At 37.1% G+C, this 15,146-nt stretch carries 15 protein-coding genes; 9 read left to right on the plus strand and 6 right to left on the minus strand.

The genetic code is table 11. The features are described 5' to 3' along the window. Positions 1-264: 264 nt before the first annotated feature. On the minus strand, positions 265-864 hold the full coding sequence (locus V3Z67_RS13605) for an HPP family protein (protein ID WP_330443825.1): 600 nt from the start codon (positions 862-864) through the stop codon (positions 265-267). Positions 865-1,028: 164 nt separating this feature from the next. On the opposite strand from V3Z67_RS13605, the gene V3Z67_RS13610 reads away from it, so the two are divergent. After that, complete coding sequence (locus tag V3Z67_RS13610) at positions 1,029-2,447, plus strand: hypothetical protein (RefSeq protein ID WP_330443826.1); 1,419 nt, start codon at positions 1,029-1,031, stop codon at positions 2,445-2,447. Between the two features lie 7 nt (positions 2,448-2,454). On the opposite strand, the gene V3Z67_RS13615 is transcribed toward V3Z67_RS13610, so the two are convergent. Continuing rightward, the gene (locus V3Z67_RS13615) at positions 2,455-3,015 is read right to left on the minus strand and encodes a hypothetical protein (protein ID WP_330443827.1); all 561 of its coding nucleotides are present in this window, start codon (positions 3,013-3,015) and stop codon (positions 2,455-2,457) included. 144 nt (positions 3,016-3,159) lie between these two features. Here V3Z67_RS13615 and V3Z67_RS13620 point away from each other — a divergent pair, with 144 nt between their 5' ends. Next, positions 3,160-3,420 carry a hypothetical protein gene (locus V3Z67_RS13620; protein WP_330443828.1) on the plus strand — a complete coding sequence of 87 codons (261 nt, stop codon included), beginning with the start codon at positions 3,160-3,162 and terminating at the stop codon, positions 3,418-3,420. A 5-nt stretch (positions 3,421-3,425) separates the two neighbouring features. Here the strand turns inward: V3Z67_RS13620 and V3Z67_RS13625 are convergent, their stop codons facing one another. The 3 genes from V3Z67_RS13625 to V3Z67_RS13635 all read right to left on the minus strand — a co-directional run bounded on the left by V3Z67_RS13625 (position 3,426) and on the right by V3Z67_RS13635 (position 6,585). Then, positions 3,426-5,246 carry a chloride channel protein gene (locus tag V3Z67_RS13625; protein WP_330443829.1) on the minus strand — a complete coding sequence of 607 codons (1,821 nt, stop codon included), beginning with the start codon at positions 5,244-5,246 and terminating at the stop codon, positions 3,426-3,428. Between the two features lie 86 nt (positions 5,247-5,332). Next, complete coding sequence (locus V3Z67_RS13630) at positions 5,333-5,998, minus strand: DNA alkylation repair protein (protein ID WP_330443830.1); 666 nt, start codon at positions 5,996-5,998, stop codon at positions 5,333-5,335. Beyond that, positions 5,995-6,585, minus strand: a complete 591-nt coding sequence (locus V3Z67_RS13635) for an acyl carrier protein phosphodiesterase (protein ID WP_330443831.1) — start codon at positions 6,583-6,585, stop codon at positions 5,995-5,997. The genes V3Z67_RS13630 and V3Z67_RS13635 overlap by 4 nt, the downstream gene beginning before the upstream one ends. Positions 6,586-6,746: 161 nt before the next feature. Between V3Z67_RS13635 and glmM the strand changes: the two genes are divergently transcribed. The 4 genes from glmM (at position 6,747) to V3Z67_RS13655 (ending at position 11,798) form a co-directional block, all read left to right on the plus strand. Then, a complete protein-coding gene (gene glmM / locus V3Z67_RS13640) occupies positions 6,747-8,135 on the plus strand; it encodes a phosphoglucosamine mutase (RefSeq protein ID WP_157483645.1) in 1,389 nt (462 codons plus the stop codon). Positions 8,136-8,648: 513 nt separating this feature from the next. After that, a complete protein-coding gene (locus V3Z67_RS13645; protein ID WP_330443832.1) occupies positions 8,649-9,326 on the plus strand; it encodes a hypothetical protein in 678 nt (225 codons plus the stop codon). A gap of 3 nt (positions 9,327-9,329) precedes the next feature. Continuing rightward, on the plus strand, positions 9,330-9,488 hold the full coding sequence (locus V3Z67_RS13650; protein WP_330443833.1) for a hypothetical protein: 159 nt from the start codon (positions 9,330-9,332) through the stop codon (positions 9,486-9,488). 813 nt (positions 9,489-10,301) lie between these two features. Beyond that, on the plus strand, positions 10,302-11,798 hold the full coding sequence (locus tag V3Z67_RS13655) for an aminotransferase class V-fold PLP-dependent enzyme (RefSeq protein ID WP_330443834.1): 1,497 nt from the start codon (positions 10,302-10,304) through the stop codon (positions 11,796-11,798). On the opposite strand, the gene V3Z67_RS13660 is transcribed toward V3Z67_RS13655, so the two are convergent. Next, positions 11,788-12,690, minus strand: coding sequence for a lysophospholipid acyltransferase family protein (locus V3Z67_RS13660; RefSeq protein WP_330443835.1), 903 nt, complete (start codon positions 12,688-12,690; stop codon positions 11,788-11,790). The two genes, V3Z67_RS13655 and V3Z67_RS13660, sit on opposite strands and share 11 nt — an antisense overlap. Before the next feature lie 110 nt (positions 12,691-12,800). On the opposite strand from V3Z67_RS13660, the gene V3Z67_RS13665 reads away from it, so the two are divergent. From V3Z67_RS13665 to V3Z67_RS13675, 3 genes are all read left to right on the plus strand, one after another. Further along, positions 12,801-13,448, plus strand: a complete 648-nt coding sequence (locus V3Z67_RS13665; protein WP_330443836.1) for a rhomboid family intramembrane serine protease — start codon at positions 12,801-12,803, stop codon at positions 13,446-13,448. Between the two features lie 55 nt (positions 13,449-13,503). After that, positions 13,504-13,926 (plus strand): hypothetical protein, encoded by a 423-nt coding sequence (locus V3Z67_RS13670; protein ID WP_330443837.1) that lies wholly within the window; start codon positions 13,504-13,506, stop codon positions 13,924-13,926. A gap of 139 nt (positions 13,927-14,065) precedes the next feature. Continuing rightward, positions 14,066-14,755 (plus strand): SIMPL domain-containing protein, encoded by a 690-nt coding sequence (locus V3Z67_RS13675; protein ID WP_330443838.1) that lies wholly within the window; start codon positions 14,066-14,068, stop codon positions 14,753-14,755. Positions 14,756-15,146: the final 391 nt, after the last annotated feature.

The following is a 15,146-nucleotide window of genomic DNA, read 5'->3' on the forward strand; positions in this document are numbered from 1 at the left end:
TTAGATTACTTCTCGATGACAGTTGAGGTTTTGTCCTTTTGTCTTGACACAAAAGAACGAAAAAGTAAAGGCTATGGTTTCTCAGGCTATAAATTACTTCTTTCGGCTAAACCATCTGAACTCGGCTCTCGCCTCAAACAGCAGATGCTTTTTTACGCCTCTTTCACTAATTTACTTCACGCCATCAAAACCTAATGCCGTTTGTTTGCTCTTGCTGTTGTCATCCTGACATTAGGAAGGATCTCTTTTAAAACAATAACCGATTTACTTTTTTTGGGTTAGCCTTTTGTATATCTGCTTGTATTTTTTTCGGGCGGTGTGCGATGGGTACTTTCTGTAAGGGGTAAGGTTATTAAAAATAAGTGCTATGGCAAGCAGTATTAAACATCCTGATAGTACAGGTGATAGCACATACATATAGCCCAGTGCCTTTATTTGTGGTGATGCTGTTGCTGCGATTAATGCTGTTGCACCACCGGGTGGGTGCAGGGTTTTGGTTATTTGCATCATTACAATGGATAATGATACGGCAAGCGGAGCGGCGACCCATAGCAAATCGGGGAATATTTTTTGTACCGTTACGCCAATTATAGCCGATATAACGTGTCCGCCAATTAAGTTACGCGGCTGTGCTAACGGACTCTCAATTACTCCATATACCAATACGCAGGTAGCTCCAAAAGATCCTATTAAGAACACCAACTCTCTTTCAGGTATTAATCCGTACTGCAGATAGGCGATTATACCTAAACCTATAAATGAGCCTGTAAAAGCCCAAAAATGTTCTCTAAAGTCTACTAAAGTTTCCCTGTATAAAACGTAGCGGGTTTTGCGATAGGTTTTTTTAATCTTTTTTATTGGCATGAACGTGAATGATGTTATAAAATATGTGCAAAGATAGCGGGATATTTGCTTTTCATTCTTAATAAAAGAATCTATTTATTAGCAGTAAAGTTATTGTTAGTGTGTGGAGTAATCATAAAACGATTAATATTAATTATTATATTAGACGATTCTTATTCAGTTATATGAAAGCCACGCTAACAACCTTACTTTTCTTTTTGTGTTTTACAGCAACAAAAGCTCAGCAGTTTAAAATATCGTATGATACCATACCGGTTAACCTTAAAGGGTCTTTGAGGAGAGCCATCTTTTTTAAGGATAAGTATTATTGCTTTACTGATAGTGATAATTTGCCATATAGCTCAGATCCTTACAGGGAGTTTTACATTTTGTCTCGTGAAGGAAAAGAATTGGATAATATTACTGTTCATGATAAAATGAATACTCTAAATTTTGATTTTTATGCTGTTAACGATACTGTAATCATTAAAACAGATAATTATACTACTTTTTATCTGGATGAGGTGAACAGGCAGTGGCATAAGCATGAAGCGCCTTATAACCTGGTTTTTGAAAATAAAAAATACATGGTAAATTATCTTTATTATGGGGAATGGGGTGAAAATCTTTGGTTTTTTAATAAAAAAACGGGGACAGAATATGAGGTTGCTACCAATACTGAAAATGTTATAGAACACAAAGGTGTTTACTACCTTGTTTCGATCGATAAAATACTTTCGGTTGATGATCCTGAGAAGCTAAAACCGGTAACTGAGCAAACATCTTATAAGGCAGTTGTAGAGAAAGGAGAGATATATACTAACACGTCTGAAAAAGGTTTAAAGCTACTTTATGAGACAGGTGGAGACAAGTGGTTTAAAGGACCGCATATCGCAACATCGTTTATATATCGTAATAAGTTACATCATTTTATTATTGATGACAAAAGTGCTGTTATCGCTACTTTAAATGATGGTAAAATGGATACTGTACAGCATTTTACATTAAATGAGGGCAACGAAAAAATTAAAAACAAGTACAGTTTAATTAATGTAGACGGGGATACCATTAACCTTGTTACTCTTGTAAATACTTATTCTGAAAAGCTGTTAACCGATGAACAGGATATGGAAGTGTTTACCAGCTTACTTAATTATAACCTGAAAAGTAAAGGAGCTGTTTACCTTGATAAAATTGAACAGACTGAGGAAGGGGTTGGTGCTGTAAATAAAACACAGAAACATAAAATCTCTATTGGGAAAGATTATTATCCTAATAAAGAAAACTTTATTTTAGAAACACCCCGCATTTATATAAAAGCAACCGATTTAGGTATTACCATTAGTTCTCACTACTATTATACTGAGCAGGATAAAAGCATAAAAACGTTTTTGATAAAATGGAAAAGTGATAACGAAGAAGTAATGGATTATAAATTTGAAGAACTTTTTAGCCTCATTACAAATAGTGTAGGACAACCGTTTAGCACAGAGTCGGGTGAAAGGATGAAAGCCTGTTGGAAAAAAGACGGAGTAACAATGTTCCTTAAAATGATTAGTTTGGGATCTCGCAGCGAAATTAATTTTTGGACCTATAAGGAATAGTCTATGGTTACTCTGTAGCTTTTAGGGTATTAATATAATTTGCATATTTAAACAGTTCTTCCCTTCCTGCTTTTACAATTTTATCAAGGTGTCTGTCAAAGGAGAAAGAATATACTTCCTTTCCCTTAATTTTAATATAGTAGGTGTCTCTAACGTGAAGAGTAGATTGGTTTGAAAGCGACAATATACATGTGTTTTTGGCAGGTACATTTTTAAAAGTCATTAAAAATTCAGTCACTTCATCTGCGGTAAAAATGAGATTTTTTCCGTTATCTGTACCTGTTAGGTTGTTATTATATAATGATATACGTTTGTACTCTACTTGGCTATCAAAACAACCGTTAATGAATTTGATTTGTAAAATATCTATATCATTTGTGGCAGTATTAAAATAATCAACCTGTTTGGTTATATGTTCGGGTAAACCTTCATAGCCTGTCCCCATTTTTTCATTATAAATTATAAAATCACAGATGGTAGCATTTTTATATACAACAGTGTGCGAACAACCTGTAAGCAGGGTGCTTATAAATACTACTGTAAAAGTTTTGAGTAAGGTGTTTTTCATAAACAAACAACTGTTTATTACCTAACGGTAAATGTATAATTCTCTTGTATTAGAGAGATGTTTATAAATCTTGTTTTCTCAATTAACCTGCTCAAAATTCTTATTTCCAATAGCTTTTATGTACATTTACTAAAATCGAATATTATGTACAGTTACAAAGAAGCGGTTTACCTGGTTGATTATTATAAGGATAAGGTAATAGGTAAGCCTATAATACCAAGTAGTAAGAAACTAATAGATCTTGTTGAGGTTGAAAATAAAAATAACGATTCTTACAGCGTAAAATGTGTGGTAACCGAACAGAAAGGAGCTAACCTTTTTAGGGATATACACGCCATTACCAAGGAACTGGAACTTACCGAACCTAAAGTGGTTTTATCGCAATGGGGTGCTAACAATGCATAATACTGTTACTCAATAATCATTTCGATATGCTTATCCCTGTAGTCTTTCAGGATTTTTGACTTGAATACCAATCCGTAAAACTTATCGTCTTTCAATATAGGGTAGTATTCTGCCTTAGTGGCATCAAACTTATCCATTATCATTTCTACCGAATCTTCCAGCGATACAGTATCGCCCACCGGACTCATAAGTTCTTCCAGTTTGGAGTACTTTATTTTAAACGGACTAAAGGCTATGTGCCTTATGGTGTTAAAGTCTATCATACCTACCAGTCGTTTTTTCTCGTCTACCACGGCAAAAATACTCTGGTTAGTGGTACTTAGCAGTTGTATAACATCGTCTGGTGTTTGGGTAGGCAACAGCGTAGGAACATCGGTAGTCACTACGTTAAGTATGTCAATAGAGTTAAGTACGTTTCTGTCTTTGTCAGATGTAAATACCTCACCCTTGTCGGCCAGGTGTTTTACGTCCATTGAGTGTACCTCAAACTGTTTTGATACTGCAAAACTGATGGAAGACACTATCATTAGCGGAAGCATCAGGCTGTAACCTCCGGTAATCTCCCCAATAAGGAATATGGCTGTAAGCGGTGCATGGAAAAGTCCGCTCAAAATACCCGCCATACCTACTATGGTAAAGTTACCCACGGGCAGGTCTTTATCCAGCCCGGTAAGCGTTATAAGCTTGGCAACAAAGAAACCAAGATAAGATCCTACAAAAAGGGAAGGGGCAAAGTTACCACCATTACCACCACAAGAAAGTGTTAGTCCCGTTGCAAATACTTTTAACATCATGGTAACCCCTGCAAACAGTAATAGTATCCAGGCGTTGTCTTTAAGGCTTTCTACAAGAGTGTTTTCCATAATGGCTTCGGGATTTAGTCCGGATAGTACTTTAAGGCTCTCATAACCTTCACCAAACAGGGTAGGGAAAAAGAAAATAAGTATTGCCAACGGAATAGCTCCATACAGTGCCTTGCGGTACTGTCCCATTTTAGTACGGGCAAAATGCTCTTCTATACGCTGAAACGTACGGGCATGGTATAACGATACAAATCCTGCCAGTATACCCAGCAGTACGTAGTAATGTATATTGTGATAGTCAAACGACTGTTCTTTAGGAAATGTAAGTAATACCTCTTCGTTAAGTACAATGGTAGAAACCAGTGCACCTGTAGCAGCCGATATCATAATTGGGATAAAGGCGGTTATAGTAACATCGGTAAGTACTACTTCTATGGCAAAAAGTACCCCGGCAATAGGAGCGTTAAACGCTGCGGCAATACCGGCAGCTACACCACAGGCCAGTAGTAGTATCCTGTCTTTTTTAGAGAGCTTATATTTTTGTGCAAAGTTAGACCCAAAGGCCGCACCCGTAATGGTGATGGGCGACTCAAGTCCTGCCGATCCTCCCAAACCTACGGTAAGGGAACTGGTTAATATTTGGGCATACATTTGCGTACGCGGAATAATACCGCCTTTTTTTGCCACAGCATAGAGTATGCGTGAGCTTCCTTTCTCAATTTTATTGTTAAGCACCCTGCGCACTACCCATACCGTTAGCACTATACCCACTATAGGCAGTATACTGTTAATAAACGGAAGTTTAAGGTAACTGTTTACGTAGTTAGCAAAACGGAAAACATTATGGGCAAATCCTTTTAGTATAATTACCGCAAACCCGGTGGTGATAGATACCAGTACACACGACAGGTATATAAAATGCCTTTCGGACAAAAGGCTTTTAAGTAAAAAAAACAGGGTTTCAAGACGCCTAAAGTTATTTCTTAAAAATAATCTGATTTTAGAAATCGTTCTTTTGGGCATTGCGTTTCACAAGATTTTAATTGAGGAAAATAATTGAAAAAATAAAAACGCTAAGGTACTGCATTTGTAAATTATTTTCGACTAAATCATAAATTTTTTAACGCTTCTCTCGTGCTTAGGGGTTTAAGTGCTGTTGTTGTTACGAATTTCCTAACGGCATCAGGGTTGGTTTTTCCGTACTCGCGTAGTGCCCAGCCTATTGCCTTTTGTATAAAAAACTCTTTGCTGTCCTTGTGTTTAAGGCATTGCTCAAACAAAATCGCCTGATTGGTGTCCTTTTTATATCCCAACTGAAACAGAATCGCCGTACGGTTTAACCACATGTTGTCACTGTTGGAAAAACGATTTATAACGGCTGTGGTTTCTTCGGGGAACTGCTGCAGGTAACCACCCGCTAAATATTTGGCAATGGTATCTACAGTATCCCACCAGGAGTGGTTAATAATAAGGAACTCTATAAGGTGAATATCGTTTTTTACAAACTTGTTTTTAAGCTCTTTTGTAAGTAGCTCTACAGCACAGTAGTGGTAATCTCTTTTTTCTTTGGTATATAAAGCACGGGCTATATTGCGGCAGTCGGATTTAATCTCGTTCTTATGGTTAATGCAGGCTTCCTTAAATATAACTCTCCTGTCGTTTGTTTTCAATCCGTAAAAAGTAAACAGTCCGCGCAAGTAATTGTGCATGTACAGTGCGTTTTCGGCATTGGTATTAGCTTCAAATCCGGAAGTGAGTTCCTGTATGAATGTCATATTCCCAGTTCAGTTTTTTTATCCGCTACAAATTTCTGCATATCCTCAAAAAAGGCAAAAAATTCCTGTTCGTATTCGGTATAATATTCCTGTAGCTGTACTCCGGCGTTTGTCATGCCCGATTTGTGCTTGGTACGATAGTCCATTTGCATCAGTATAAAACTGATTCCCTCAATGGTGGCATACTTGTTAAGCCAGTCTTCCTTTTTAAGGTGTACCATCATACGCTGGGTGCGGGGTGCCAGTATATCATAATTATCGTCAAGGCTTTTGTAAAACGCGGCGGCATATTGGGGCAGGGGCGTGTTGCAGTACCTGTTCCAGTTTTTTGCCAGCAGGTGGTCGTAAAACATATCCATTATAACCCCCGAATAGTGATGGTAGTGTTTATGCAGCCTTTTTGTTCCCTGTCGGAAAATAGGGTGGGCATCGGTATAGCTGTCAATAGCTCTGTGCAGCAGTATGCCTTTTTGCACTTCGGGCGGAAAGTGGTCTATTTTGTTTCCCTGTATGGCATCGGCCATGAAATTGCCTATTTTAACAAGGTCGTTATCGCCCGAAAGGTATATGTGTGCCAAAAAGTTCATAGGCACAATTTAGGGATAAGTTTAATAGCAATCAATAGTAAAAACGGGCAATTACGGGATTATCGTAATTTGTTAGTTAAAAATATGTTTAGGATTGAGCTTAAAAAAACTGCATTGCTATCTTTGTGGTGTAAAAAAGAACCTACTAACTAAATTTTATAATGACGTTAATTAAATCAATATCAGGGATTAGGGGAACCATAGGTGGTAAAACCGGAGATAACCTGACTCCCGTAGATGCCGTAAAATTTGCCTCTGCTTACGGTACGTGGTTAAAATCACAAAGCAATAAAGAAAAACTTACTGTAGTTATAGGGCGCGATGCCCGTATATCAGGACCTATGATTCATAGCCTGGTAATGAACACTCTTGTAGGGCTTGGTATAGATGTGGTTGATTTAGACCTTTCTACTACGCCTACGGTTGAGGTTGCCGTTCCGTTGGAGCAGGCAGATGGTGGTATTATACTTACTGCCAGCCACAACCCAAAACAATGGAATGCACTTAAACTGCTTAACGAAAAAGGGGAGTTTCTAAGCGGTGCCGATGGTGCAAAGATTTTAGAGATTGCTGAAAGTGAAGCGTTTGATTTTGCCGATGTAGATAATCTGGGCGAAATTACATCAAACGATGCTTTTATGGATATTCATATTGATGAGGTACTAAACCTGCCGCTTGTGGATGTGGAGGCTGTTAAGGCTGCCAAATTCAAAGTAGTGGTAGATGGTGTAAACTCATCGGGTGGGGTTATTATCCCAAAACTACTGGAACAAATGGGAGTAGAAGTGGTGAAGCTATACTGCGAGCCAAACGGACACTTCCCGCACAACCCTGAGCCTTTAAAGGAACACCTTGGTGATATTTGTGAGCTTGTGGTTAAGGAGAAAGCTCATTTTGGTGTTGTGGTTGACCCGGATGTAGACCGACTTGCTTTTATTAGCGATGACGGAGAAATGTTTGGTGAAGAATATACCCTTGTGGCTGTTGCCGATTATGTATTGAGCAAAACTCCGGGGAACACGGTAAGTAACATGTCATCTTCTCGTGCGCTTAGGGATATTACCGAAAAACACGGTGGTACTTATGAGGCAAGCGCTGTAGGTGAGGTTAATGTTGTGGAACTGATGAAGAAAAACAATGCCGTTATAGGTGGAGAAGGTAACGGTGGTATTATTTACCCTGAGCTTCACTATGGTCGTGATTCATTGGTGGGTGTTGCCCTTTTCCTTACGTACCTTGCCGGAAAGAATATGAGTGTTGCTGCTCTTAGAGCCAGTTACCCTCAGTACTACATGAGTAAAAATAAAATTGAGCTTACGCCACAAATTAATGTAGATGCTATTTTAGAAGCTATGGCTACTAAGTATGCAAACGAGGATATTTCTACTATTGATGGTGTGAAAATTGATTTTGCTGAAGAGTGGGTACACCTTAGAAAATCAAACACCGAGCCTATTATCAGGATCTATACCGAAGCCAAAGGACAGGACAAAGCCGATGCTCTTGCTGTTAGGATTATAGATGAGATTAAACAGGTAGCGGGAATTTAATAAGCTATTTAAATATCAAATTATATAAAGCCTTCCTTTTCAGGGGGGCTTTTTTTGATTCACGGCTATCGCCTCAAACAGCAGATGCTTTTATACGCCACTTTCGGTAATTTACTTCACGACTTTAAAACCTAGTGCCGTTTGCTTACTCTGGTGTTGTCATCCTGACGGTAGGAAGGATCTATATGTAAGGAGGTGTAGCACTCAGTACTTAAGCTACTTATTTGCTAAGTGCCTTTCTTGTAAATACTTTCCTGTTATAGAAGTTAAAGTTTTGATTTTTAAATATTTATATGGTTTTCCGTATAGGGCGTCTGTCTTTTTTAGTGTATCTTTATTAGTGGTAAATTAGTATTTACTAATTATTGGTTAATGATGGCCCCGGTTACATATAGCAACCGGGGCTTTCATTTTTTATTTCTTACGGAATTAAAATATGAATATTCGAATACCTGTATAATTAACATTTATGCTTTTTCGTTATATTGATAAAACTAATCACTTTAACTGAAAATGAAAGCCTTACTGCCATTCCTGCTTATTATTTTAACACTGCAATATAGCCATGCTCAGGATGATGAGGATGTTTTTCCTTACGACTCTTTAAAAACCTATACTTGTGGCTGGAATAAACATCTCACTGTTGAGCAGCGCAATGCTATATTCCCGTTTAGTGAAAGTAAAAGAGTGGTTTTAATAGCTTACCCTAATCACCTATTTATGATTAACAAAATAAATGAGGATAGTTTAGACATAGCCGCCGCATCAAAATATTACAGGTCGCAGGTTTTAAGTAAATGGATTGTTGAGAATGATGATCGTAAAAGGGTTTACTTTTCTACTGAGGAAATAGAGCTTACTAAAACCGGAATAAATCAATTATCAAACTTATTGTTTAATTATACTACCGATAAAGAAAAAAAAGGACCTATATCTGTTGGTTTAACCGGTTGTTATGAACCCAGAAATGCCATATTATTTTTTAACGAAAAAAATGAAATAATAGCCTGTATTGAGATTTGTTTTGAATGCAGTTCAATTAGCGCAATAAAAGGTAAGAATGATTTAATTTATAGTGCTTTATTGGAATTTATTATGGATAGTGATGATTCATCCTGTATTGAAAAGTTCACGTTACTTCACAATTTTTTTAAGGCTCAGGGTGTAAAATTCGGTATAGAAGAAGATTAGGGTATGAAAAAAATAGTTGTACTTATAGCTTTCCTGTTAATTGCTGTAAACGGTTTTACGCAGGTAAACGATACTGTAAAGAAATACGAATGCGACTGGAACAATAACCTTACTGTTGAGCAACGTAATTCCATATTCCCGTTTAGTGAAGCAAAAAAGTGATGCTTATATCGTATGCTAATTTTGACTTACAGTACACTTCTAAAAAAACTTCTTCTCAAAACGGAATAAACTTTGGTTCGCTTATTACTTATTGATAGCTTTTTCTTACAGTTTTATTTGTTTGTGTTTCAGTGTCTTAAGCAAATCTTAAGAATATATTTTGATAGTTAAAAAAATACTATGCACTCATAATAAACAGTTTATATTTAATTTTAACATAAATTTAATACGGATTTCCGTAAAAATTTAACAAGTCTTTATAAATTTGAGCCGCTTCGCTGAAATAGATTTGAGTAGAATCAGCGTTGAAAACAAAATCAATTGTTATAGGCAGGGTTTAGTACCCCTGCCTTTTTTTGTAGGATTTTAACAAAAGCTGTCAGTCTTCCTTAAAATCGTGTTATACTTTTCATAAATAAGCAATTGGCTAAAAATATAGCCTGTTTTGCCCCGTTACATTCTACATGTCGGTCACCTTACTGAAACCAAATCACATTTCACGAAACTACTAACTCTAAAACTGATTGACATGGATTACATTGTTCCAATACTGGCAGTGGGGCTACTATGCTACCTTGCTTTTTTAATTTATAAGGATCTTAAAAAACGCCATAGGAAAAGAGACTTTTACTAATATAACTCTCATAATTTTTAATTATAGTTTTTTATATGTTGAGCCGGTAGCTTAGGTGTAATATTCTAAGCTTTCCGGTATTTTTTTATAAATATCACAAACAGGGGGCGTTAGTTTATAAAAGTAATTGACTATAACGTTTTAATTTTCCTAAATTTGCGCTTTATAAAGACTCAAGAATGTTAGAAGCTGCAAACACTACTTTAGGTACACAAATGGAACAGTACTTTGAAAAGTTCCGTAATAATATTGTAGGTATTAACCAGGAGTTTGACACTCCCTTTGGTAAACAAAAAATTGTTTATACCGACTGGACTGCCAGTGGCAGGCTGTACCGACCTATAGAGGAAAAACTGCTTAACGAATTTGGCCCGTTTGTGGCTAACACCCATACAGAAACTACTGTTTCGGGTACGGCAATGACAAATGCTTACCATGAAGCACGCCACATTATAAAACACCATGTTAATGCCGGAAAGGATGACGTGCTTATTACCGATGGTAGTGGTATGACAGGAGTGGTAAACAAATTCCAAAGGATACTGGGACTTAAAGTACCGGAAAACCTAAAGGAATTCACTACTATACCAGAGGAGAAAAGACCTGTGGTATTCGTTTCACACATGGAGCATCATTCTAACCAAACCTCATGGCTGGAAACCATTGCCCGCGTTGAGATTATTCCTGCATGTGAGAAGGGGCTTATCTGTCTTGACAGCTTTAAGGCGCTTTTAGAGAAACATAAAGACCGTACGCTTAAAATAGCGTCGGTAACAGGATGCTCTAACGTAACAGGAATCAGGACTCCGTATCATGAAATAGCAAAACTGGTTCACCAGTACAACGGTGTTTGCTTTGTAGACTTTGCCTGCAGCGCACCTTATGTAAATATAGATATGCACCCGGCAGATGAAGAGGCTTACCTTGATGCTATTTTCTTCTCTCCGCACAAGTTTCTTGGTGGTCCAGGCACATCGGGAGTGCTTATCTTCAACAAAAAATTATACAAAAACATGGTTCCCGATCATCCGGGAGGTGGCACCGTTAGCTGGACCAATCCTTGGGGTGAGCACAAATACCTTGATAACATTGAGGAGCGTGAAGACGGTGGTACACCAGGCTTCCTTCAGGTTATTAAAACAGCACTTTGCGTTAAGCTAAAAGAGCAAATGGGGGTAGAGAACATGCTGAAAAGGGAACATGAAATTATAGACTATATTTTCACTCAGTTTAATGAGGTAGAAAACATAAATATACTGGCTCCGCAACATCAGGAAAGGCTAGGGGTTATTTCGTTTTTTATAGATAACCTGCACTTTAACCTTGGTGTAAAAATACTTAACGACAGGTTTGGTATTCAAACCCGTGGCGGATGCAGTTGTGCCGGTACTTACGGTCATTACCTGCTACACGTTGACCAGGAGAAATCACATTACCTTACAAACAAGATTACCGAAGGCGACCTGATACAAAAACCGGGATGGATTAGAATGTCTATTCATCCAACTACTACCAATGCCGAGATTGAATATGTGTGTAAGAGTATTATAGAACTGGCTAAAAACCACGAAGAGTGGGGTAAAGAGTATGATTATAACAGGAGTAGCAACGAGTTTACACACGTAAAATCGCAGCCTGTGGTACAAAACATGGTGGATAATTGGTTTAAGCTTTAGGCGGATATCCCGGCGGATTGTTACGGCGGTTTTTAAATCGTTTATGCGTCCACAGGTAATAAGCAGGAGCTTTTCTAATCTGGTCTTCCAGCATACGAAGGAAAATATCAGTTAACCCGAAGTTAGGAACTTCTTTAGGGTTACCCTCATACGGAATAAACGTGGCTTTATAATGGCCGCGTTTTATTTTTTCACCCTTAACGTAAATTACGTTCATGTCCAGCTTTTTGGTAAGCAGTTCGGCACCACCGTGTACGGGTACTTCCATCCCGAAGAATTTCCCCCAGTAGGGAACGCGGTATATTTTAGGGCTTTGGTCACTAATAAAACCATAAATGCCCTGTATTCCCTGGCGGGCATTGTTTTTCATTACAGGTATACTTTCTTTGGTATCAATAAGTTCGGCACCAAGCCTTCCGCGCAGTTGTCTTACCATTTTGTCAAAATACGGGTTGGCAAGCTTTTTATAAATACCAAAACCTTTGTGGGTGGTAAAATGCCTGTTCATGGCTAGCAGCCATTCATAACTCCCGTAGTGACCTATAAATAAGGCAATGCTTTTGCCCTGTTTTTCATATTCGTTTACAAGTTCTATGTTTTCAAAAACAAAACGTTTTTCAATTTCCTTATCGCTAATGGTCATTGTTTTTGCCATTTCGAATATAGTATCACAAAAATGACGGTAAAACTCCTTTTCGGTTTTTTTACGTTGGGCTTCGGTTAGTTCCGGAAGGCACAGGGCAAGGTTAAGACGCACAGTTTTTTTACGGTACCCTACTACGTGGTATACCAGTACATAAGCGAAATCAGATAATAAATAAAGTAACCTGAAAGGTAGTATAGAAATTAGCCAGAGTATAGGATAGGCTATGATATAGGCTAAGAATTGCATTCCAAAATTTTTTACAAATATACTTTATTATGGTTTATTTAAGCTTTTCTTCTTCAAATGGTAAGAAAAGTTTCATCACTATTGGTTAAATTTACACTTTAAAATTGAATATGGATATAGAAAATATAGTTGTTTGGGTAATAATAGGTATTACCGCATTGATAAGCTTTAAGGGATTTGATAATGTTTATTTCTTTAGGAAATACGACTTTCATATAGGCAGTATAAGAGCAGGGGAACAATTTAGGATGTTTACCAGTGCGTTTTTACATGCTGATCCGATGCACCTTATTTTTAATATGTATACACTTTACATATTTGCACCAATGGTAGTTGATGAACTTGGAGTAATAAATTTCATTATTATTTACTTTGCCAGCCTTATATGTGGTAATCTGTTAACGCTTTCTATTCATAAAAACGATTTGCACTACAGGGCTATTGGGGCATCGGGGGCTGTAATGGGTGTTATATATTCGGCGGTATTGTTAGATCCTGATCAGAAAATTTACCTGTTTTTTGTTTTAAAAATGCCTCTATATATTTTTGGTTTAGGATACCTAATATATTCTATTTATGGTATGAAAGCCAAGGCCGATAACATAGGGCATACCGCTCACTTTGGCGGTGCCATAGGCGGACTCGTATTTACACTTTGTAAGAGACCTGAACTTTTCCAAACACAAACTCTTGTAATAGGCTTACTTGTAGTGCCTATTGTTGTTTTATTTTTTATGGCCCGGTCTGGGAAAATTTAGTACAAATACAAACCAAACTATTAACTATAAATAGAAATAAGTACTTCAGGGAAGTATGAAAAAATTTTTAATCCTGCTCTTAGGAATAGCTTACTTAATTTCCTCGTTGCTTTTTATTAAGTATCTAAGGGATATTTCTGTTTTAGATGAATGTGGCTTTACAGCTGCTGTAAAAAGGGTTAAGGTTTATAGTGGGGATAATCCAGATAACTATTATTTTAACTACTATTTTGTAAGTGAAAAAAATAAACTGATTTGGTTAACCCGCAATGTTGATAGCAAATCGTTATTGGCAGATAAGGTTAAGTATGAAAATAAAGAAGTGGTTTACTTTGTTAATGAACCACATATTTATATGACCGAAGATGAAATAAGGGAAAAGAAAGTGTTTTTCTATTTTATAACCCTGCCGCTTGTTTTTTTTGCAATAGGCTACATCATTAAAAGGCTTTTTATCTGGAAGACCAAAAAACACTAAAAAATTATCTTTTTCCACTCGTTTGATTATCATTTTCTTAACAGCCTGTGTGATGTGGTTTTGCTAATTTCGTAACACTTGCCCGCTTTTATGGCATGCAATTTGGAATTCATTAACCAAAACAGAAAATATAATCACTATGAAAAAATTTGCAATTGTATTAGTTATGATGATAGCAGGAGCTGCAAACGCACAACAGGCACCCATGCCACAGGTTACAGTACAGGGTGAGGGTGTAATAAAAGTAACGCCCGATATGGCTACCATTACCATTGGGGTAAATAACGAAGGTAACGATGCCAAAGAGGTAAAAAAGGAAAATGACAAAGCTACCGATGCTGTTATTAAATACCTTAAAAAAGCAGGGGTTGACGCAAACGATTATCAAACTGATCGTGTTTATCTTAACAGAAGCTATGATTACGACAAAAAGAAATACTACTACAGGGCTTCTCAAACCATATCGGTTAAGTTAAAAGATTTAAGTAAGTATGACGAACTTATTACAGGCCTTACCGATGCCGGAGTTAACAACATACAAGGAGTAAACTTTGAATCTTCTAAACAAAAAGAATATGAAGCACAGGCAAGGAGAGAAGCGATGCTTGATGCTAAGAAAAAAGCTGAAGAGTATGCATCGGCAATTGGTCAAAGTATAGGTGCTGCTATGATGATTACCGAAAATGGTTCGTCGTCTTATATGCCTTTGCGAATGAAATCAGTATCTTATGAAATGGCAGCTGATTCTGCAGGATCCAGAGAAACTATAGCTGTAGGTGAGATAGAAATAAAGGCAAATGTAACTGTTGGTTTTGCTTTAAAATTATAATAGCAGTTAGCTAACAAAAAATATTAAATAGAAATCCCCAAAGGCACTGCCTTTGGGGATTTTTTTTGTGTCAAGTATCTGTGAATGAGTTGCTAAAGTTTTGTTAAGTTATATAAGTGGTCTTTTAGTATTTGTTAATTTAAAGGTGTGAATTTAACACTTACCTTAATTGCACGTTCTGATTATAACATGAAAACCGCATCACAAATTATACGAGTTAAGAATTTAGTTGTCTACCTGAAATAGGTTGGACGTTGTTCCTGTCCCCGGGATAATGCGCCCCGGGGATTTTTTTCTGTTCTGTAAAAAAATAAGTTGATTAAATATTAGGTTAGTTATTGTGATTCCCCTGCAGTCCTCCTGCCAAAAACAGGAGGACTTTATTTAAAAG

It is taken from the genome of Flavobacterium sp. C4GT6, from assembly GCF_036347315.1.
GTDB lineage: Bacteria > Bacteroidota > Bacteroidia > Flavobacteriales > Flavobacteriaceae > Flavobacterium.